Source organism: secondary endosymbiont of Ctenarytaina eucalypti (assembly GCF_000287335.1).
Taxonomy (GTDB): domain Bacteria; phylum Pseudomonadota; class Gammaproteobacteria; order Enterobacterales; family Enterobacteriaceae.
The window spans coordinates 1,182,650-1,204,361 of record NC_018419.1; the positions used below are offsets into that span (position 1 = coordinate 1,182,650).

8 protein-coding genes, 3 tRNA genes and 1 pseudogene are annotated in these 21,712 nt (G+C 43.2%); 8 read left to right on the plus strand and 4 right to left on the minus strand.

Features of this window, described 5'->3' with window-relative positions:
* Positions 1 to 2,894 precede the first annotated feature (2,894 nt).
* Positions 2,895 to 3,516: pseudogene (gene nudE / locus A359_RS04270) on the plus strand (ADP compounds hydrolase NudE).
* A 1,692-nt stretch (positions 3,517 to 5,208) separates the two neighbouring features.
* Positions 5,209 to 5,667, plus strand: a complete 459-nt coding sequence (gpt, locus tag A359_RS03390) for a xanthine phosphoribosyltransferase (RefSeq protein ID WP_014888458.1) — start codon at positions 5,209 to 5,211, stop codon at positions 5,665 to 5,667.
* A gap of 725 nt (positions 5,668 to 6,392) precedes the next feature.
* Here gpt and priA read toward each other — a convergent pair.
* Positions 6,393 to 8,588 (minus strand): primosomal protein N', encoded by a 2,196-nt coding sequence (gene priA, locus A359_RS03395; RefSeq protein WP_014888460.1) that lies wholly within the window; start codon positions 8,586 to 8,588, stop codon positions 6,393 to 6,395.
* A gap of 205 nt (positions 8,589 to 8,793) precedes the next feature.
* On the opposite strand from priA, the gene rpmE reads away from it, so the two are divergent.
* From rpmE to guaA, 3 genes are all read left to right on the plus strand, one after another.
* On the plus strand, positions 8,794 to 9,009 hold the full coding sequence (gene rpmE / locus A359_RS03400; protein WP_014888461.1) for a 50S ribosomal protein L31: 216 nt from the start codon (positions 8,794 to 8,796) through the stop codon (positions 9,007 to 9,009).
* Between the two features lie 1,641 nt (positions 9,010 to 10,650).
* Positions 10,651 to 12,114, plus strand: a complete 1,464-nt coding sequence (gene guaB, locus A359_RS03410; RefSeq protein ID WP_014888462.1) for an IMP dehydrogenase — start codon at positions 10,651 to 10,653, stop codon at positions 12,112 to 12,114.
* A gap of 107 nt (positions 12,115 to 12,221) precedes the next feature.
* Complete coding sequence (gene guaA, locus A359_RS03415) at positions 12,222 to 13,796, plus strand: glutamine-hydrolyzing GMP synthase (protein WP_014888464.1); 1,575 nt, start codon at positions 12,222 to 12,224, stop codon at positions 13,794 to 13,796.
* Between the two features lie 838 nt (positions 13,797 to 14,634).
* Here guaA and A359_RS03420 read toward each other — a convergent pair.
* A complete protein-coding gene (locus A359_RS03420) occupies positions 14,635 to 15,873 on the minus strand; it encodes an Nramp family divalent metal transporter (RefSeq protein WP_014888465.1) in 1,239 nt (412 codons plus the stop codon).
* Positions 15,874 to 16,249: 376 nt separating this feature from the next.
* On the opposite strand from A359_RS03420, the gene A359_RS03425 reads away from it, so the two are divergent.
* The gene (locus tag A359_RS03425; RefSeq protein ID WP_014888466.1) at positions 16,250 to 17,434 is read left to right on the plus strand and encodes a NupC/NupG family nucleoside CNT transporter; all 1,185 of its coding nucleotides are present in this window, start codon (positions 16,250 to 16,252) and stop codon (positions 17,432 to 17,434) included.
* A 156-nt stretch (positions 17,435 to 17,590) separates the two neighbouring features.
* Here A359_RS03425 and A359_RS03430 read toward each other — a convergent pair.
* Positions 17,591 to 17,663, minus strand: a tRNA-Ala gene (locus A359_RS03430).
* A gap of 108 nt (positions 17,664 to 17,771) precedes the next feature.
* A complete protein-coding gene (gene gltX, locus A359_RS03435) occupies positions 17,772 to 19,208 on the minus strand; it encodes a glutamate--tRNA ligase (protein ID WP_044104753.1) in 1,437 nt (478 codons plus the stop codon).
* Positions 19,209 to 21,020: 1,812 nt separating this feature from the next.
* Between gltX and A359_RS03440 the strand changes: the two genes are divergently transcribed.
* Positions 21,021 to 21,096 (plus strand) — tRNA-Val (locus tag A359_RS03440).
* Positions 21,097 to 21,115: 19 nt separating this feature from the next.
* A tRNA-Lys gene (locus A359_RS03445) sits at positions 21,116 to 21,191 on the plus strand.
* Positions 21,192 to 21,712: the final 521 nt, after the last annotated feature.

Sequence of the window (21,712 nt, forward strand, 5' to 3'; positions counted from 1 at the left end):
AGGGAAAAACACTTTATATAGGGCATAAAGTATCTAATTTTCGCTAGAACAGGGGCCTTTCCCAATGCAGCCAAAATCCCTAATTCGCTTGCTGTTCGATGTAGCCATCACGTCTTATGTTTTTTCTGCGTTTAAGCTAAACCAAACAAACTTAACATGTCTTAATGACCCGTCTAGAAGTGAAAGCCTGGAAAGTCAATGTATTATTTCACTTCTGATGCGCATATAGCAAGACGACTCTGTAACCATTAATAATAAGTTTTAGGTTTATCTTGGCGGTTTTTCGTAGGCGTCACACAAGCTGACGACCGGACTAGAAAGATTCTTTATCGATTATATATTAGTACAGTTAATCACATAAAAAGAAGAGGCGCCATGGTGTCTGTATATTTAGACAAGAACATAATATGATGTGTATTAATTGCAATACAAAATGATCGTTAATCTTAACAGAGTGCTAAATGAAGCATCTCTAATGTTATTAGAGAATAATGTTAGCAATACAACGCTGTTTTCTGAATGCTACTGATGAAGTATTTCAATTAATGACTGCATCGGTAGTCAGGATACAGATGAGCCCTACCTTTGGTATGTTGAATAAATAGCATTGATGCTGTAAATTACATGCTTTCCTGAAGTTTTGTAATCTAAAATTATGCATCTGTTCTGTATGGCGCACTAATACGCCCCAAGATAACAAAAATATTCACTTTTTTTAATAAAATCATAGCAAAATTGTTGTTGTATGCAACGCAATGCCCTATTAATTGAGCATCTTTTTTATATAACACCTTAAGGACCTACGCTAAAACCTAATTCGTGTGCTGAAAGCACGCTGGTACTGCTGATTATCAGGCGATCCTGATACTGTTGAGTGTATCTAGAACTCTAATCTGGCAAGTATTTGGATAATTTATTATGTCTTTGTTAATTATATAAAATACTAGGAAATTATTAGCTTCACTAACTGCATTTCTCTGACTGAATAACATTTATGATAGAACTAAAACCTAAAATCATGAAGCAGCAATGTATAATCATTCTCTTAATTAACGCAATTTTATGACAGTATGGAGAGATATATCAGGCATAGATGCATAGGCATAAAAATTTTTTTGCCACGTTGGCCGAACACTCTTTTATATAGTGAGCGCCAGCATCATTATCAATAATGCATACTGGTCTTAATTTTTTTTCTGAGAGGTAATAATACCTTATTCAGGTAACCTTTAGCCTTAATAGGCCTCCCCCCTTAACACCATCAGATGCGCTTCTCATCTTAAGCAGGGATCAAAACATTTTGTATCAGAAAAATAACTTCAAAACATGATGAAATTACTGATTATCTCATGCATAGAACCAACCTTCACTCTTCTGATATTAGGAGCATTGTAAGTCCAGCAATACGCTCTCATACAATGCAAAGTATTGTTTAATTACCATCTGTTAGTAGATAGAGAGATGAGTAGACTTATCGGTGTTCAGTGTATGACCTAACCGGTGACGCTAATCTAAAGACTCCTAGGGAGTCTGATAAAGCAAAGCCATCGGCAATATTTAGTCAAAGTCGTATTAGAGCGCTAACGATACACTTAACGGATATAATATTTTATTGAAAACGTACAGACAGCTACTAACGCGCTTCTAGCGAAGAGCGAAATATTTTTCAAGATCAGATCTTGCACGTATATAAGAAAATAAATAATGAAAAGTCAATACAATTAAGGCGTCATTCATAAGACCTAAAAAAGAAGTTATTACCGTTCAGGTTTTTCAATCATATAAAAAATACTTTTTTTGATCAAAATCAAAGTAGAAATAAATATAATATAAAAGCTCATAAACTTCTTATGATGCCTGTTTTTATGATCTTGCCTCGCATAGTTTAATCGACTTACGTGACCTGCTTGCAGAAAATATATTATTAACGCCAACATCCAGGTGCTCACTAATTGCAATAGCTACATGTTAATAAAATACCTCTGAAGAGTGAGCGCAGTCTGGTTCTCAGTGATTAACAGGTGTAATGAGAGCCCAGGACAATGAACGGCGCTTTTAACCTAATAATATGGTTAGCAGAATCGAACAATATGCCGCATGGCGCAAGCATCAGCCCGACTAGCTCGCTCACGCTCACGACCTCAAAATTCATTCAACAAACATGTGATATCAGATACGATACATGACAAGATCATTAAATTCTCTATAACCATTCACTATGATCATGCAATCTTAGTTGCGACCCGTCATGACAAAAATATACTGTCATCCCCAATAAGCTCAAGATAAGTGTTGTAGGAGATGAATTTTTCCCTTTATGCCAAAGCATGAATTGCAATCTTCTGTAAGATTGTAACGCTATTTACGTTCTCAAGTGTTTACTAGGTTATAATAATTTTATGGCGTAGGAATCTGAGTAGACATTATCGCAGCGCGGGATTAGTAGCTGCTTGTGAAAGTAATAGACATATAATGCTTGATAGAACTTCCTGCTCCCAGCGTCAGATGGCGTGTAAAAAGAGCTAAATAAACGAGAGATGCTCAACAGGGACCGTTCGTATGAACAAAAGCGATAATCGTACATACCGAAAGAAAAATCTACTGTAAAGGTAAGAGCGTAAGAGACACAGAGACACTTTCCTGCAGGCTTGCCTCATGCATGGATGCCTTAACATAATGAATTGGTATTGCAAGGACGTTTGCTGATCCTGATAGAAGCAGCATAAGCCCGCTCCCGTGAGCTTGTGCTATGTCAACATTTGGCTATTGTAACAGTGTAAAAAAGAGGGCCGAAATTAGACACATGTCATCTTGCGCTCTTATGAATGCACACGATATGGAGCAGACTGATTGGCGAGTCTCTAGCCATCTTATGCGTCATTTTCGGGAAGGATATGGATAAGAACCTACAAAAACCCAAAATACATCGTGTGGCTACTATTGCGAAATCACGCCTGTTTAATATGTTGAATCAGTCGATCTGAAGTCCAGCAATAACGCGCGGTGCGTGTATGAGTGCATGAAGCCTTCTAAGCAAGAATCGGTTATGATCGCTCCCGTACTAGACGACCATTTGTACTAATTCGCGACTACGGTGCTGGGATTGAAGATTATGATTTTCATTTCCCAAGAGGGATAATCGAAAATAGTGAAGAAATGATAGAGGCGGCAAATCGAGAACTGATGTAGGGAAAGGTGTTTGAAGGGCGTATCTTTACTTTTTTGCGCCACCTGAGTATGGCGCCGTCCTATTACTCAAGTAAAATAAGTATCGTGGTGGCAAAAGATTTGTATTCCCAGCATCTACAGGGAGATGAGTCAGATCTGATGCCTCTTATGCGGCGCCCTATAAGCCATGTGCGAGCATTGCTCGATGAACCTGATTGGGGTTGTGAGGCACGTAATGTGAGCGCCCTGTTTCTTGCTCATGCTTGGCTCAATTATGCACCGCAGAAAATGCCCAGTCCTGTGCCCAAGCCTGTAAAAATGTGCTATCCTTCTGAAGAGATTGCTTAAACCTAATTGTTCTGTTATCTTCATTTAGAATTAATATTCTACTATTTAGATAGTAAAACCTCCTCTCTCAGCTGAATAAAATCAATAAAAAATTTCGGAGGCTTTTTTGGTTGAGCGCATGGGTTGTAAACCCTCTATTTCTGAAATTTACAAGGCTTTACAAGGTGACGTGATACAGTGAAACCTTAGGTAAAAACGAGATCCATACGAGAGACATGACCTAGCAAAACCTTTTAAAAATAGCATGTTTGTTTCAAACAGTTTTCGAAAATTGCGCTTTTAAAAAAACTGCTAGCCACTAGACACAAGTGAGCACTTATATGCTTTCCTGCCATTACCGATAAGTGCAATGTTTTGATCATCCGCATCATCAAGTGCATCCTGGAGATTGAACTAGCTTGAAATAACCACCGAGATTTTTTTACACACATTCACTGTTATAAAAAACGTGTTGCCAACCCGGGTTATTGTATATGCTATGCGAAAAATATCAGGCATGCATTACATCCTAATCTAGCGTATCGCTGTCCGGACTTTTTTATACATGGCTCTCCAGACTGCGATGACTGGCAAGGGGTTTTGTTAATCAACGATATAACCGGTTTAGATAGTTAGTTTTTCTTCTCACTTGTGTTTTTTCAGATCCCATCGATGTACCCTAGATACGAATTATAAAGCTCTGAGTGACTTGCAAGGTGTGGTCAGTCAACAGTGCCGCACTCTAGCTACGAGGGGGTGAAGGGGTGTTATGCTGATTCTCGACCAGAGATAGCGCATCACGACATTATTGTTCATGGTCAGCACCCTGAGTCGTGGCATATTTATTATCTAAGGGTGACCTAGATCAGTTAAAACAGATGTCATTGCATCCGCACCACTTTTCTATGATACAGTTGTTCAAGAGACTCTAAAGTTTCGTGCTATTCAGTACTAGATTACGGTTACGCTATACGCTGCATGTTTGACAGGCTATGATCGTATTGTTCATTCTTTTTCATCAAAAAATTTAAGACCGGTCTCATAAACCACTCAATGAGTGATTTGAGCGTATACTGCAGTTTTGATCCCGACATTAGCTTTCTTTTCTGGCTTTAAAGTCTCACCGCATGATGTGATGTTTTAGACATGCCTAAGTAGACGGCAGGATGTTGCATCATGTCTTTTTAAAAGCAATTTCTTTATGCAACGTATGCGTCAAGAATTGACCTGGCATCTTCAGGATGGTGAGATAATATGTAAAATTGAGTCGATGCAGGACCGTTAAGCCGTCAGAGCAAGGCTTAAAACTAGTGTTATTATCAGTATTTTTGTAGAAATATTAATCTAATCGCACCAGTCTTCAGAGAAGATATCAAAGAGAAGTTATTTCTACCCATGAAGCAAAGGATAGGGCCTTCATGTATTCTATCAGAGAACTGCGTTGCTTTTTCGAATTTTTTACTATTAGTCCGTTAGTAACTGAAAAATGATTGGCCATAGAGATGATATTTTTTGAAACGCATGAAGTCCGTCTGAATTAATCATTACCGTATTATGAATATTGATTCAATCAACATTGCGTACTCCTATGCTCAAACTAAGGTTTAAAGGGGAGGAGAAGTGGTCTTTAGGTAACCCCGCCTCTATAATACCCGGACAACCTTTTCCCCGAGAAACTTTTGCAGCCGATTCAAGTCGGTCGGGTCTGAATTTATGAGAGAAAAATACATCGTTAGCTGGGATATGTTGCAAATCCATACACGCACTATGGCTACACGCTTACTTCCTGCTGAACAATGGAAAGGGATTATCGCAGTTAGCCGCGGCGGTTTAGTACCAGCCGCATTGCTTTCCCGGGAGCTCGGTATCCGTCATGTAGATACCGTATGCATAGCTAGCTATGATCACGACAATCAGCACAATTTAAGTGTATTAAAACGCGCCGAAGGAGCAGGCGAAAGATTTATCGTAGTTGACGATCTCGTGGATACTGGCGGTACTGCTAAAGCTATTCGTAAGATGTACCCTAAGGCGCATTTTGTGACTATTTTTGCTAAAGGCGCTGGCCGGCCGCTCGTAGATGATTACATTATTGATATTCCGCAGCATACCTGGATTGAGCAGCCGTGGGATATGGGCATGGTGTTTGTTCCCCCACTTGGCGGGAAATAGCTCATTTACGGTTATTTAAGACGGGAATATGTCGCTTTTTACAGAATATTTTCGACTCAGATATATTTCTTCTGAAGGCGTATAGAAAGTGAAGTGGTTTAGCATTCTAAAATAGAGCATGGCATAATCTATATGCTAGCACTGGAATTAACGAACGGAACAGACAATGACATCCGATAAGTAACTGCAGAGCATTCCCAAGGATTTAAAAGGCTCTTCTGGATTTGATAACGGTAAGTTACTTACATATCCGGGCTGTTAACCACTATATGCGTTGACGATATACGTAAATATCATGATCTGCTGTTGAAGAAGAAGAGAAATAGAATCAAGCTTCTATCCCTCTCTGTTGGATAGAAGTGTTCAATTATACCACCTAATTTTCGCAAGGTATTTCGCTATCCGCTTTTTCTAGTCTGTAATTTTGATACCTGCGAACAGGTAGTATCATATGTCGTCTCTCATTGCTGATAACAGCTATTTTCTGATGAAAATACTCCTAGTGAGTATTGAAGGTCTGCATGATGGGGATGCGCATAAAAAACCGCGATGACAATAATCTTCATAACGTTTCAATAGTCTTTCAGCTGCCTAGTGGCATATTGGATTCGAGCCCCGGCCATGTTCGTCTATCAGATCCTAATACGAGCTAGAAAAAGTCAATGGTACGCGTATGTTTTTTGATACTCGACCCATGATCTACAAAGAATCAAAAACCAATAGCGTCAGCTGTCGCGAGGATCTACATCCAGCGACCATTGGACCTTACGTGCTTGGGGGAGTGCGCTTATCAACGGTAAGCTGGCGGCTAGAAGGCGTTGAAGTTGCGTACGCGACGGGTGTGACAAGAGTAACTTCCAGCGAAAACGTCCTGCGCGCTTGGGCGCGAGCGCAGGGATAGGCCCCATGAACCATAAGGCGTTATCACGCAGTGTGCTTTTATCTAGAAGCTTTTGTGCTTGCTCAAGAAATCCTTCCGCTTGTTGGCTATCTGGATCCTCTGCGCGAAACATAATATGACAGGTAAAGGGGGGGAGTCCTGCTTTTCGGCGTTCCTCCAGCATTTCATGAGCAACATCCATATAACCGTGATGCAGCAATCTTTGTAGTAGGGGATGATCCGGATAATGTGTTTGCAATAACACCTCCCCTGGTTTATCTGCGCGGCCGGCGCGGCCGGCAACTTGAGTATAAAGCTGAGCAAAGTGTTCAGCAGCGCGAAAATCCTTAGAAAATAGCGCGCCATCCACGTTTAGCAGCGATACCAGCGTGACATTCGGGAAATGGTGTCCTTTAGCTAGCATTTGGGTGCCAATTAGAATACGCGCGCCGCCGCTCTTCACCTTAGCCAAATGATTCTCAAGGGAACCTTTACGTACGGTAGTATCTCGATCAATGCGCGTCACCGGCATGTCTGGAAATAGCGCACGTAGCAGCTCTTCGAGCTGTTCAGTGCCTAATCCCACCGCAACTAACTGAGCAGAGCCACACTTTCGGCATTGATTCGGCAGAGGTTGCTGGCTACCACAGTGATGACATCGCAATTGTTGCCGCTTCTGATGCAGCGTGTAATAGCGATCGCATCGCTGGCATTCAGCTAACCATCCACACTCATGGCATAGCAGTGCCGGCGCAAAGCCGCGTCGGTTAAGAAACAACAAGACTTGATTTCCGGCCCGTAGATGTTCGCGAATTTTATTCAACAGCTGGGTGGAGAGGCCATGGATCAGACGCAGACCCCTCATGTCTAGCAACTGCTGCACAGCAAGCTGCGCGCTACCCGCCCGGTTCGCTAATGTAAGTTGGCGGTATTTTTTCTGCTGTACATTATAAAGGGTTTCAAGGGATGGGGTGGCGGTGCCAAGAATGATCGGTATATTTTCTTCACGTGCGCGCAGAACGGCTAGGTCGCGTGCGTGATAGCGCCAGGCTTCCGACTGTTTATAAGAAGAATCATGCTCCTCATCAAGTACAATGATTCCCAGACAGGCGAACGGGGTGAATAGCGCTGATCGGGTACCAATGACAATAGCACATTCTCCGCATCGCGTTTTAAGCCATACAGACAGCCGTTCTTTGTCGTTTAGTCCCGAATGCAAGACTTCTATCGGTGCGTTAAAGCGAGCCCGAAAGCGAGTGATTGTTTGCGGGGTCAGGCCGATTTCCGGCACTAATACAAGCGCTTGTTTCCCCTTGATTAGTACATGTTCCAGTACGGTTAAATAAACCTCAGTCTTGCCAGACCCAGTCACACCCGCAAGTAGCCAGGCCGTGAACCGATCGCCCTCAGCGCTAATAGCTTTTACCGCAATAGACTGTGCGGCGTTAAGCGGCATTGGTTGGCTGCAAACCGCGAACCGCGGTCGCCAGTCGCTTTTTGTTACCGTCTGTGATCGCAGGTCACAGAGACCTTTAGCACGCAGTGCGTGCATCGCCTGGTGGGTCAGCATTAGTCTCCCGATTTGATGACGATAAACTGGCCCACGAAGAAGAGCCGTGAGCGCTTGTTGTTGTTTAGGTGCTCTCTTGAGGCTATTAGGCAACGTAGTGCGTCCCTTGGCCGTGATGAACCACTCCCATAGCACCGCCATATCAGCGGGGTGCCCCTGACGGAGAAGAATTGGCAAAGCGTGGAAAAGTATCGCGCCGACAGGATAGTGGTAGTATCCAATAGACCACTTAAGGATGCGCCAGAGACTGCTAGGGAATAGTGAGCGCCTGTCGATGATCTCGCTGATAGGCCTTAACTTGTCCAGAGCTACGTCGCTGTGCTGACGGATAGAAGTGACAATGCCAATGATTTGGCGTTGACCAAACGGTACTCGCACCCTGCCCCCCACCGCTGTCACGGCGCTAGCAGGCAATAAGTAATCAAAAGTTTGAGCTACGGGTAGCGGTAATGCGACGTTTATAACTAGCATGTATTTATAATCCGTGTGTCAAACGAGTGCTATATAGTATACAGTATGCTTTTTATGTATAGCTTGTGCTTTCAAACAATCACCTGAATAAGCATATAAACGTGCTTCCTTAAAGATTATTTGGCACCAAAGCGATAAACTTAATTCACGTCGAGTCTAGCTCAAGTAGATTAGATAGCGACACAGCTTGACGAAGAGGTGTTCCATGAAAAAAGATATTCACCCGCAATACCTAGACATGGTTGCAACTTGCTCTTGCGGTAATATCATCAAAACCCACTCTACTTTGGGTCACAATGTGAACCTGGATGTATGTGGGGCCTGCCATCCGTTTTATACTGGGAAGCAACGCGTTGTTGATACCGGGGGTCGTGTTAATCGCTTCAACAAGCGTTTCAGCATGCTGGTTGAAAAAAAATAACTCCTTATGTGCCTAGCATAGCGTTTCAGCTTGAATGGGCGTAATGCCCCCTTTAGGTTGAATCTTTACTTAACATGATCCCTGTTCTGGGATAAAAATAGACTATCTCTATTGATTTAATCTCTTTCAGGTAATGTGTTTCTTGAAATAATCTAAGATTATTATTTCTATCCTATATAATCATAGTTATGTCATGATATCATCGCTAATGATAAAAAATTTCACAAGCGCTCAGTAACATAGTTGTAAATATATTTTTAAGAAGAGTTGTTCTTCGATAGTATCGATCTGCAAGTGATGCTTCGTTAGATAGACGGAAAAAGCTTCTTCCTGAAAGCGCGTGTAACCAATAAATCAATTAAGGATCTTGATCATGACCCACTCAATCAGGAAGTTCGGAGAAACATTTTAGTCGCGGGTTCATAGTTTCAATATCCAGTTAACGACTTCTTTTGTAGTCCTCAGAAAACCGCTAACAACCTATTTGATCATTAGTTCCATGCATGGAACTCGCTGATTAAAACGATAGACGCATAAGATGTGCACAAGCGGTTTTCAGGGTCGCTATTAGAGAGAAGACGAATTGATCTAAACTGTTAGCGAACTGTACAACTTAGCTGATATCGTTGTAAGTTCCCAGATTATTGGTTTTAAATATTTTATTTTCCATCGGAGCCATGTTTTGAACGGCATCGGATTCGCTAGGCCAATCATGATCTAAATTGTGCACGTGTTCAATATAGCTTATTTTACGTTACAGAGATCAATGAGTTTGACTAACCTGACAGCGTCAATCTATTTATTCAATAAATACATTAATTCTGGTCTCTTTATTCGATCCGAATACCTCCAATCACCCCTGCATCATGACGGTTATCGAGAGCCTACTATGTACAATTTTTGAGACCATCAAGCGCAATACACTGCACCGCGCTAGAGAATCTTATCACCGTCAGCTACAGATTTATGTGTTGTAAAATACTTGCAGAAGATCATGTGAATTACTGTAGCGAATAAAAGGTACGCGTAACTTCTAGATAGCACGTCTGAGGTTATGCTTGCTAAAGCTCCTGACCAATCTTCTGCTCATTACCGTATCCTTTTTAAGCTTTTCGGCTTGCTTATTGTAAGGATCCGTGACTTTCTACCGCATGATAGCGGTGATAAGAAGGGGTCGGCGTATATGCAGAGATCAAGGAAGATGCGCGCATTAATAGATATTCACTATTGACGCCCAAAAATCTAGTCTTGCAGGAGATGCAGGTTGCTCGATGCAGCGTTGCATTGTAGCATGCTTGCTTGGCGCGTATGCGCTGAGAGCGTGCAGTGCGGGTAATCTCAGAAAAGATAGGCAATATCAGTGATTTTGCCCGTGATAAGTCAACCGCCTCTCTTTCACTTCCTAACACCTTACGCATGCATCTTTTTCTTTAGGACGATGATAGAAAACTCTAAGTAGCAGTTGCGATAAATGCGTTATCATGATCAAAGTTTAGTGCAAATTATTACTTTGTTCAAAGTATTAATGCTCAAGCGAGCAGTGGAAATTGTTTAAAAAATGCTGGAGGCAACGGGTTACGTTCTGTATATTGCTACGGCAATATTTTATCTGTTGCAAATTTACCTTGGTGATATATTGCTATGTTACGTATTGCTAAAGAAGCTCTGACATTCGACGACGTCTTGCTCCTTCCCTCTCATTCCATGGTGCTGCCTAATACGGCTGATCTCGGTACCCGATTGACTCAGAAGATACGCCTGAACATCCCCATGCTCTCTGCGGCAATGGATACAGTGACTGAATCTATTCTGGCTATCACGCTGGCTCAGGAAGGTGGTATCGGCTTCATACATAAAAATATGTCTATCGAACGCCAAGCAGAGGAAGTAAGCCGTGTGAAACGCTATGAGAGCGGCGTCGTAACAAATCCACAGTGCATTACTCCCAGTACTATACTATCTAAGGTGCAAGAGCTCACTGCCCTTAATGGGTTTGCTGGCTACCCAGTGGTAACTGAAGATAATGAATTAGTGGGAATCATCACTGGCCGCGATGTGCGCTTTGTAACCGATCTGAGCCAGCCGGCTTCTGCTGTGATGACGCCGAAAGAACGTTTGGTGACCGTAAAAGCAAACGAAGGCCGCGCAGTTGTACTGGCTAAAATGCACGCAAGGCGTGTTGAGAAAGCTTTGGTAGTTGATGATCGATTTCATCTGATAGGCATCATTACCGTAAAAGATTTTCAAAAGGCAGAACGAAAACCTAATGCTTGTAAAGATGAATACGGCCGTTTGCGCGTCGGCGCGGCGGTAGGAGCCGCCGCTGGTAATGAAGAGCGTATCGCTGCCCTAGTGAATGCCGGGGTTGACGCTCTACTTATTGACTCTTCTCATGGCCATTCTGAAGGTGTACTGCAGCGTATCCGCGAAACGCGTGCCAGATATCCAGATCTGCAAATTATTGGCGGCAACGTTGCCACTAGTTCCGGCGCGTTGGCGCTAGTCGAGGCAGGCGTTAGTGCAGTGAAAGTCGGCATTGGTCCAGGCTCTATTTGTACGACCCGCATTGTCACTGGCGTCGGTGTACCCCAGCTCACAGCGATCTCTGATGCCGTAGAGGCTTTAGAAGGCACTGGTATCCCGGTGATTGCAGATGGCGGTATTCGTTTTTCCGGCGATATCGCCAAAGCTATCGCCGCCGGTGCTGCTTGTGTCATGGTGGGATCACTCTTAGCGGGAACCGAAGAATCCCCTGGCGAGATTGAACTATTCCAAGGTCGTTCTTTTAAATCCTATCGCGGCATGGGGTCGCTGGGAGCGATGTCCCGGGGGTCGTCAGATCGCTATTTTCAGAAAGATAGTGCCTCTGATAAATTAGTGCCGGAAGGCATTGAAGGTCGAGTGGCGTATAAAGGACGCCTGAAGGAGATTGTCCATCAACAAATGGGTGGGCTGCGTTCCTGTATGGGTCTGACAGGTTGCGCTACTGTCGATGATTTGCGTACTAAAGCGGAGTTTGTCCGTATCAGCGGTGCTGGTATTAAGGAAAGTCACGTTCATGACGTTACAATCACCAAGGAATCCCCTAACTACCGAATGGGTTAACCATACCCTTTTAGCAATCTATATGATTAAGACGCCTGCCGTCAGTCTTGACGCTTTTTCCTGTCAGGGACGGAATTGTTTCTATAAGTTCTCGGAATACGTGATCAATGATAGATAAGATACATCAACACCGCATTCTCATTTTAGACTTCGGGTCGCAATATACTCAGCTTCTAGCTCGTCGAGTACGCGAACCTGGTGTCTATTGCGAACTGAGGGCATGGGATGTAACTGAAGCGCAAATACGCGCATTCAATCCAAATGGAATCATTCTGTCCGGTGGCCCGCATAGCACTACAGAGTTGAAGAGCCCGCACGCGACAGAGTATGTGTTTCAAGCGGGTGTGCCGGTGTTGGGGGTCTGCTACGGTATGCAAACCATGGCGACGCAGCTCGGCGGTAAAGTTCACAGCTCTTCCAGAGGTGAGTTTGGCTATGCCCAGTTAGAGGTCTTGACAGATAGTTTTCTCTTACGTGGTATCCAGGATGAGATAGGTGCCGACGGTACACAACTACTAGATGTCTGGATGAGCCATCAAGACAACATCACTGCTCTTCCGGAAGATTTTATCACTGTGGCTAGTACCAAAACGTGCCAGTTTGCTATTATCGCTAATGAGGAAAAACGGTTTTACGGTGTGCAGTTTCACCCCGAAGTTACTCATACTCGCCAGGGACAGCGCATATTAGAACGCTTTTTGCTCGATATTTGCGGCTGCGACCGGGTCTGGATGCCGGATAAGATTATCGAGGATGCAGTTTTGTGCATTCGAACACAGGTCGGCAAGGATCGGGTGATCCTTGGGATATCCGGGGGTGTGGACTCATCGGTAACCGCAATGCTGCTGCATCAGGCCATTGGGGAGAGATTAACCTGCGTTTTCATCGATAATGGGCTGCTTCGACTTAATGAAGCGCGTGAGGTGATGGATATGTTCGGTAATTATTACGGCCTGAATGTTATCCATGTAAAGGCAGAAGAAAGATTCCTCGCCGCGCTTTCTGGTATTGAAGATCCGGAAACCAAACGGAAAACTATCGGTCGGCTATTTGTGGAGGTGTTTGAGGAAGAGGCTTTTCGCCTCTCTGGGATAAAATGGCTAGCACAGGGGACTATTTACACCGATGTAATCGAGTCTGCCAGTGCTACTGGTGCTGCTCGCGTCATCAAGTCGCATCATAATGTAGGTGGACTTCCGAAAAAAATGAACATGAACCTATTAGAGCCCCTAAAAAAATTGTTTAAGGACGAAGTGCGTAAGATAGGTTTAGAGCTTGGTCTGCCGTACGATATGCTTTATCGGCACCCCTTTCCTGGCCCTGGTCTAGGAGTGCGTGTGTTAGGAGAGGTAAAAAAAGAATATTGCGAGCTGCTGCGCTGCGCTGATGCGATCTTTATCGAAGAGCTGCATAAGGCAGATCTTTATAACGAAGTCAGCCAGGCCTTCGTAGTTTTTTTGCCCGTTCGCTCTGTCAGCGTGATGGGCGATAACCGAAAGTATGAGTGGGTAGTTTCGCTACGCGCAGTGAAAACAATCGACTTTATGACGGCCCATTGGGCCCATCTTCCATATCAATTCTTGGGGCGTGTTTCTAACCGCATTATCAATGAGATCCAGGGAGTGTCTCGAGTAGTATATGATATCTCTGGTAAACCACCAGCGACGATTGAGTGGGAGTGAGGAATAAGATTGTAAAAATATGTCTCGTTTATTGGCGAGGGCTGTTAGACTTAACTGAAAAGAAGAGAGCTTTTTACTATCTCACGCTATCGGGTGAGATATGTCATGTTAGTTCTTGACTTAGAGTTGATGATAGCAGTCAAAAGCACAATGCTTAATTTATTGAATATATTGTAATTGTTGCGACTGCATGCTTGATAGTCTATAGGTTGGGTGATGAAGGCACTCTTCATTAATTTTTTTAAAGGTAAACGCAGCTGTTTTAGCGACTGTATATCGTTAATGACGTACTGTTTTTCGAGCGTATCGTTACTATTATGTAAATGGCAATGATAAAAATATAAGATATGGCTGATAGAATATCGCGATTATTACAAATTTCGGCTGAAACTAACAGTGGTGTCGCTAGGGCGTCTGTATAATGAGTGTGTAGTTTTAGAAATGCAATATTACTTCAGAGAAGATGGCGTATGATTCGTCATAGCTACGATATAAGTATTAACCTTGCTCAGTTCAATATTAAATGTGAATATTTGCTATTATTAGTTAGGTGCCGCTTTTAAGACATTCTTCTCAAAACACGATGCATACGCTGGATCTTCCGGGATCCTAGGAAAGGCTATTTGATAGCATGGTACCGGGCGTGCTATTTAATGGCATTTAAGAAGCGTAATTTTTATTAGAAAGTAATTTTTTGACAATAACGGTAATGTTACAAAAAGCATACAGTCATATCAGTTGTAAGCCGGTCTTAGTAAAAATTTAAACATTACGGATCCCGCCGTAACATTTTCTATATTTGGTAATGTAGGTAGTGAGAGACCGATACTCTTCCGATCTATGCCGAAGTGGCGGTGGCGATTAGCAGATAAATATTTAATGTGACAACCACCCCTGCAATCAGCCAGCCTAGCTTGTTAATTATGGGCGTATTCACTAATTCGTGCATTAGTTGGCGGTTGCCGGTAAAGATTAGGAGCGGCACAAGCGCCAGCGCAATACCGAAGCTGAGCAATACTTGACTCATTACCAGGATGCGTGTTGGATCTAGCCCTAGCAAAATCACCACGAATGACGGCAGCATGGTGATTATACGCCGCAGCAGTAATGGGATAGGGAAATGAACAAACCCCTGCATAACCACCTGGCCGGCAATTGTTCCTACAACTGTAGAGGACAGCCCGGCTGCAACTAGACTCAAACCGAATACTGTAGCAGCAGTATGGTTGAGGAGTGGTGACAAGGTCAAGTATGCTTCATCTAAATCTGCGATACCAGTATGACCACTGAAATGAAACGCTGCTGCCGCGGTCGCCATCATTGCCAGATTAATGAATCCGGCGATAGTCATGGCGATGGACACGTCTAATTTTGTAGCTGAATAACGTTCGGCACGGCTTTCCCCCCGAGTATTCTGGGTTAAGGAAGAGTGCAAATAAATAACATGTGGCATGATTGTGGCGCCTAATACACCGGCAGTTAAAAATACGGCTTCGCCGTTAGGTAGCGTCGGCCATAGCATACCGAGACATAATTCGCTGATGACCGGACGAGAATAAAACAACTCGGTGATATAAGCGATGGCGACAAATATCAACATGCTGCCTATCACGACCTCCAATGGTTTTTGTCCGTGATTTTGCAGCATCAGGATTGCAAAGGTAACAATGCCGGTCATTATCGCACCCTGTAGAAGCGATACACTCAAGAGCATTTTAAAACCAATAGCAGCACCGATAAATTCCGCTAAATCGGTCGCTATCGCGATAATTTCCGCCTGTATCCAATAAGCCCAAACTGCGGGGCGCGGGAAGCGATCGCGGATATGTTCAGCTAAATTCTTACCGGTAGCAATACCTAATTTAGCAGACAACAGCTGAATAAGCATCGCCATGATATTAGCCCATACCACCACCCACATTAGACGGTAGCCAAAACTTGCGCCGGCTTGGATGTTAGTGGCGAAATTACCGGGATCGATATAACCAATCGCGGCTATAAAAGCTGGTCCTAGTAGAGAAAGATTCACTTTTCTCGCTGCGCGCTTATTGTTAGAAGCAGCACGGCTGTCTATCATAGAAATGATCCTTATCAACCAACGTAACTATAAAGTATTATAAAAATAATAATAATTACCAATTGTATTTATAGCAATTTTTATATCTGCGATAGCAGCGATTTACTCAAAGTATATCGTGAGCTCGGAAGGGCCCATGCGAAATGTTATTTAACGTTGATAGAAAAGCACAATCAAAACCACATCATGGTTTGCCATAGATTTTATCATCCTGATCCTAAGAATAAACAAAAATGCTAAAATTTTTGGCTGTGAACATACATCCGAACGGAAATAGAACAGGATTTTTCTATATTTGCAACTTATAACTCGTTTTTACCCGCTCTGTTACATAAAATGAGCTGCAAATTCTCCCTGCCTCATTTTTGGAGCAACCATGTCCCGTATTTTACACTTTCTCATGACACTTGCTATCTTAGTGATGTTCGTAATGCTGGTCGGCCGTGATCGTAAAAGTATTCGTGTGCGTTTTATTATCCAGATGTTAGCTATAGAAATCGTATTAGCTTATGGTTTCCTCAATTCTCAAATGGGACTGGGCTTAGTTCAGGGGTTCTCAGCCCTTTTTGATAAATTGCTAGGTTTTGCCGCTGCGGGTACCGATTTTGTGTTTGGTAATATGAATCAACAGGGGCTCGCATTTTTCTTCTTAAACGTGCTTTGCCCGATAGTGTTTATCTCAGCTCTGATTGGCATTTTAAAGCATATTCGTGTTTTGCCTTTTGTGATTCGTATTATCGGAACTGTGCTGTCGAAAATTAACGGTATGGGTAAACTTGAATCGTTTAACGCTGTTAGCGCACTCATTCTTGGCCAGTCGGAAAACTTCATCGCATATAAGGACATTCTTGGAAAACTATCAGAACGGCGGATGTACACTATGGCCGCTACAGCAATGTCGACCGTGTCCATGTCTATCGTCGGCGCTTATATGACGATGCTGGCACCAAAGTATGTTTTATTAGCAATAGTGCTCAATATGTTTAGCACTTTTATTGTGCTTTCCATGCTTAATCCCTACCGGGTAGATGAAGAAGATTTACAGATGCTTCAGGCGGAGGATGAAAGGCAAGGTTTTTTTGAAATGCTAGGAGAGTATATCCTAGCCGGTTTTAAAGTTGTAATTATCGTTTCGGCGATGCTTATTGGGTTTATCGCGCTTATCTCTGCCGTTAACGCGCTGTTTAGCCTTTGTTTCGGCATAAGCTTCCAGGGTCTTCTCGGTTATATTTTTTTCCCATTTGCCTGGATGATGGGGGTACCCTTGCATGAAGCGCTGAAGGTTGGGAGCATAATGGCAACTAAATTAGTCTCGAATGAATTCGTGGCGATGATTGATTTGCAGAAAGTAGCTAGTGAATTATCGCCGCGATCGATGGGTATTCTATCGGTGTTTTTGGTATCATTCGCCAACTTTTCTTCAATAGGCATCGTTGCCGGCGCAATCAAAGGCCTGAACGAGGATCAGGGAAAGGTAGTCTCTCGTTACGGTTTAAAACTGGTTTATGGCTCTACACTCGTTAGTTTTCTTTCGGGCGCTATCACCGGTCTAGTTATTTAACCACCCCCCCCCGGCCTGCCGCGGGGGTACGAATGATCTTCATCTTTGCTTGCTAAGCGTCGGTACGATGGCTTAGCCCCGGTGGCCGGAGCGCTTCTTCCTGTTCTAATATTTTTCGAGATGTAAAAATCCGGTCTTGATTGGAGTTTTTATTAATGGAGCCAAGCGGGATCGAACCGCTGACCTCTTGCATGCCATGCAAGCGCTCTTCCAGCTGAGCTATGGCCCCATATGTAGGATACCATCTATGGTTGACTAAAGTTTAATGATAGGCGGACAAAAAATTCTGTCAATAGCCAAATATGCTTAATATTTTTAATGTTGCAAGGCTATCAAATTAGTCCTCATGGACTGAGCTTGTTGATTGTGCCTGTTGTGCAATAAATTTTAGCGCTACATTGATGCGTGAAAGAGATCGCGCCTGACCTATCGCATGCACGGTAACATCAAGAGGAGGGGAGTGGCCGGCGCCCGTTACCGCGACGCGCAGCTGCATACCTACTTTTCCCATGCCTATCTGCAGTTCCTCTGCCGTTTTTTCAATGGCCTCGCGCACGGAGGCTGGCGTCCATTCCTCAAGTGCCAATAGCTTGGCACGTACTGCCTGTAGTGACGGGATTGCCATCGGTTTCAAATACCTCTTGGCTGCATGGACATTAAATCCGCTGAAATCCTCGTAGAAATAACGACAACTTTCGGCGATTTCTTTCAATGTTTTGCAGCGATTACCCAATAGCATCACCAGGTCCTTCAATGAGGGCCCGGTACGGGTATCGATTCCCTGCTGCTCTAGATGCCAAACAAGATGTGTGGCAATGTATTCGGGAGAAAGGTGATTAATATAGTGATGATTCAGCCATAGCAGTTTTTTGATGTTGAACGAACTAGATGACTTACTTACGGCATCAAGGCTAAATAAGCGCTTCATTTCATCGACACTAAAAATTTCTTGATCGCCGCAGGACCAGCCTAGACGTATCAGGTAGTTCAGCATCGCTTCCGGGAGGAAGCCATCCTCTCGATATTGCATCACCCCCACCGAGCCATAACGTTTTGATAGCTTTTTCCCGTCGTCGCCAAGGATCATTGAGAGATGAGCATAATGCGGCACTGGCGCGCCTAGAGCCTTTAAAATATTGATCTGTCGCGGAGTGTTATTGATATGGTCCTCACCACGGATAACATGGGTGATGCCCATTTTATAATCGTCTACTACCACGCAGAAATTATAGGTAGGAGACCCGTCGGTGCGGCGGATTATTAGGTCATCTAGTTCCTGGTTGCGAAATGCGATAGGCCCGCGAATCAGATCGTTAAAGACCACTTCACCGGCTTTCGGGTTACTAAAACGGACAACGTAGGACTCATTATCGGCATGATAGTCATGACGGTTGTCTCTACAATATCCGATGTAACGGGGTTTCTCACCGCGAGACATCTGCGATGCACGTAACTGATCCAGCTTTTTTTTGGAGCAATAGCATTTATAAGCAGTGCCATTAGACAACATGGTGTCAATAACTGCATTATAACAGTCAAAACGTCTAAGTTGAAAATAAGGGCCTTCATCCCAATCAAGGTTGAGCCAGTTCATGCTGTTTATAATCGCCTCAATTGCTGGCTGCGTTGAGCGCTCAAGATCGGTATCCTCAATCCGTAGCACGAACGCTCCGCCGAGCGAGCGGGCGAAAAGCCACGAAAAGAGTGCGGTGCGTGCGCCTCCCAGATGCAAATGACCCGATGGGCTGGGGGCAAAACGAGTTTTGATTTTTATCAATTAAAGTGCCTTTATTACGCTTGCTGTAAGTGCAAGAAGATAATCTTATTATATAATAAAAGTAGCCGTGATTCTATCACCAAGTAGTACTTCCTAAGCATTTTTTGAAAAGTAGAGGCTTTACTTGTTAGTTGCTAGCGGGGCTATTATTGTGCAATCTTGATGTAATGCAAGGTGCTGGGCAATATGGTAATGTGGGGTTCAGTCCTTGCATCATTACAGTACAATACATAGTATTCTACTGGTTAAATATTAGACGCTGGCGGCGGGGGGGTCTAAGCTGCTTTATGTTCTTCCTTAATAGAGCTTTATGAAAGTAACGTGTCTCATAAGTACCCTCATCATCCAGTTTTTAAATTGTTCAGTAGGTTTGCTTGACACACGAGATCCAGCCGATGTAGCGGTAATGTTTTTTTTGCAATCAATCAGCACATAGCATTAAAGATACCTCTTAAATTTGTGCAACACATAGAGCATTGCTGCAATCATTGGGGAAGCTTACTACATTGAGTGCAACATATGCTCTGTATTGTTAAGGCAGCGTTTAAAGTTATTAATGCTGAGCCACTTAATAATGCGACCTGCGGGCAGTTCTGCTTCTCTGATAGTATAAATGCATGAGTTATCCTCATCTCCGCATAGATAGGGTAAGGGCGTCTTAGACACCATGGCTGTTTGCTGCTCGCTTGTAATGGTTTTCTATCTTTATGGTGTGCATGGTGTAAGGAATTGTTTGTCTTTTTCTGACGGAATTATGCAACACATGACTGTCATAATGTTTTTTATTAAAACAGTAGGTTCAGTCGCTGCTCACTGCTCCGCATAGTCTATTTACCTAATATTAACACTTTAGACTATGTGACTAAGTGCAAGATTTTAAATCAGAATCTGAGCGGCACTCATGATGCAAAATAGTCGTTTATTATTGAATCTCATTACTGGATAGGGGATCTTTTGGTGCACGTCTAATGCTGATAGCTTCCTGGACTTTACCCGACTATCATGCGCAGTTAGTCCAGGAAGCGTCAATGTGAGGTAGATGCTAATATGGCCTTGAATCGCTTACAGGGCTAGGCACGGTCGTAGACCGACAGCGTCGCATAATCAGAACTTGTCTAGCGACTAATGCACTAAAAATGCTAGTATTATTCAATACGTCCTTACCGAACTTTCCACGATGAGATATAGGTGACTTTATGCTCTATATTCGGCAAAACTATCCGGAAATTTTATGGTTAGTGCTATCATTTTATTAATAGTTTTTTGCACTGAGTGTTGAGGTTGTCATATAGCCATTCACGGTCTTCTCTCTTTGATCAAGAACATCAATAAGTCGGATGTCTTAGGGCGAACTCTAAACTTTACTTTAATGTTCTTAAAGAACAGCCAAACACGTGTGCATTTTTATCAAAGTAAAAATCTGTTTATCTAAAGAGAAAGTAGATGGGCCTAGACCATCTAGGAACACTTTTCTCTGTCCATGCAGAAAAGTCTCTGACTGAGCGATACATGTCTTCAGAGAAACGAGAAGATTAAGGACAATGTCCTCATTTAATCAGTTAGTCCATTTAGACTACAAATGGGGTATAGAGAACATGTGTGGAAATGAACGCAGAGATCCTTAGAAGATACTAATAAATTTTTTATTCATTCAACTATAAAGATAGATCCCCATTCGGAGGGATGAGTTACTTATTTAAGCGCAATAGGGCTTAGAATGTCTTAATTTAATACGGACATAACAATTCAGTGCATAAAAAATCATTGACTCAGACTATTGATTCCCTATAATGTGATTTCATGCACCATGGGTGATTAGCTCAGCCGGGAGAGCACCTCCCTTACAAGGAGGGGGTCGGCGGTTCGATCCCGTCATCACCCACCAATTCTGGTATATTTTAAGTGGGTCGTTAGCTCAGTTGGTAGAGCAGTTGACTTTTAATCAATTGGTCGCAGGTTCGAATCCTGCACGACCCACCAATCATTACGTTATCACAAGTAATGTACAATAGTGCTTTTCAGAGCAAAAAAATGCTGTTTTTTAATGCAATGTGCGATACAGAATACTCTTTCTCACTCGAGAGCACTGTTTTCTGATAGCAACATAATCTTCATAATTTTAGATTATAGACATCAATCAATGCGCTGCACCGACAGCATCAACTTTGTATTGAATAACGAGCTTGCCTTTCACAAAAGAAAAATCACCGACACATAGGTAAATCTTAGCTTGCCGGGGATCGAACGCATATTATGGTCATGATATTGCATTCAGAAGAATGCAAAGCCGCCTGATACCGCAACAGCAATGTCAAAAATAGTATTTACACGCATAGTATGCGTGTAGTGACGTCGCTAAAGAACAGCAGCTGAGCCGAAGTATTAAGACCTAGAAAAAAGTCAGTAGATTGTTCCTGCTCCTGACGAGGAGATCAGGGGCGATGCTCGTTAAAAACAGTACTGGTGACCAATCTTGTTTTCTGTGACTTAAAATGCGCATC

Excerpts from the sequence above, each read along its gene's own strand:
- rpmE (WP_014888461.1), top strand. The coding sequence starts at position 8,794 with ATGAAAAAAGATATTCACCCGCAATACCTAGACATGGTTGCAACTTGC.
- priA (WP_014888460.1), bottom strand. The coding sequence starts at position 8,588 with ATGCTAGTTATAAACGTCGCATTACCGCTACCCGTAGCTCAAACTTTT.
- guaB (WP_014888462.1), top strand. The coding sequence starts at position 10,651 with ATGTTACGTATTGCTAAAGAAGCTCTGACATTCGACGACGTCTTGCTC.
- gpt (WP_014888458.1), top strand. The coding sequence starts at position 5,209 with ATGAGAGAAAAATACATCGTTAGCTGGGATATGTTGCAAATCCATACA.
- guaA (WP_014888464.1), top strand. The coding sequence starts at position 12,222 with ATGATAGATAAGATACATCAACACCGCATTCTCATTTTAGACTTCGGG.
- A359_RS03425 (WP_014888466.1), top strand. The coding sequence starts at position 16,250 with ATGTCCCGTATTTTACACTTTCTCATGACACTTGCTATCTTAGTGATG.
- A359_RS03420 (WP_014888465.1), bottom strand. The coding sequence starts at position 15,873 with ATGATAGACAGCCGTGCTGCTTCTAACAATAAGCGCGCAGCGAGAAAA.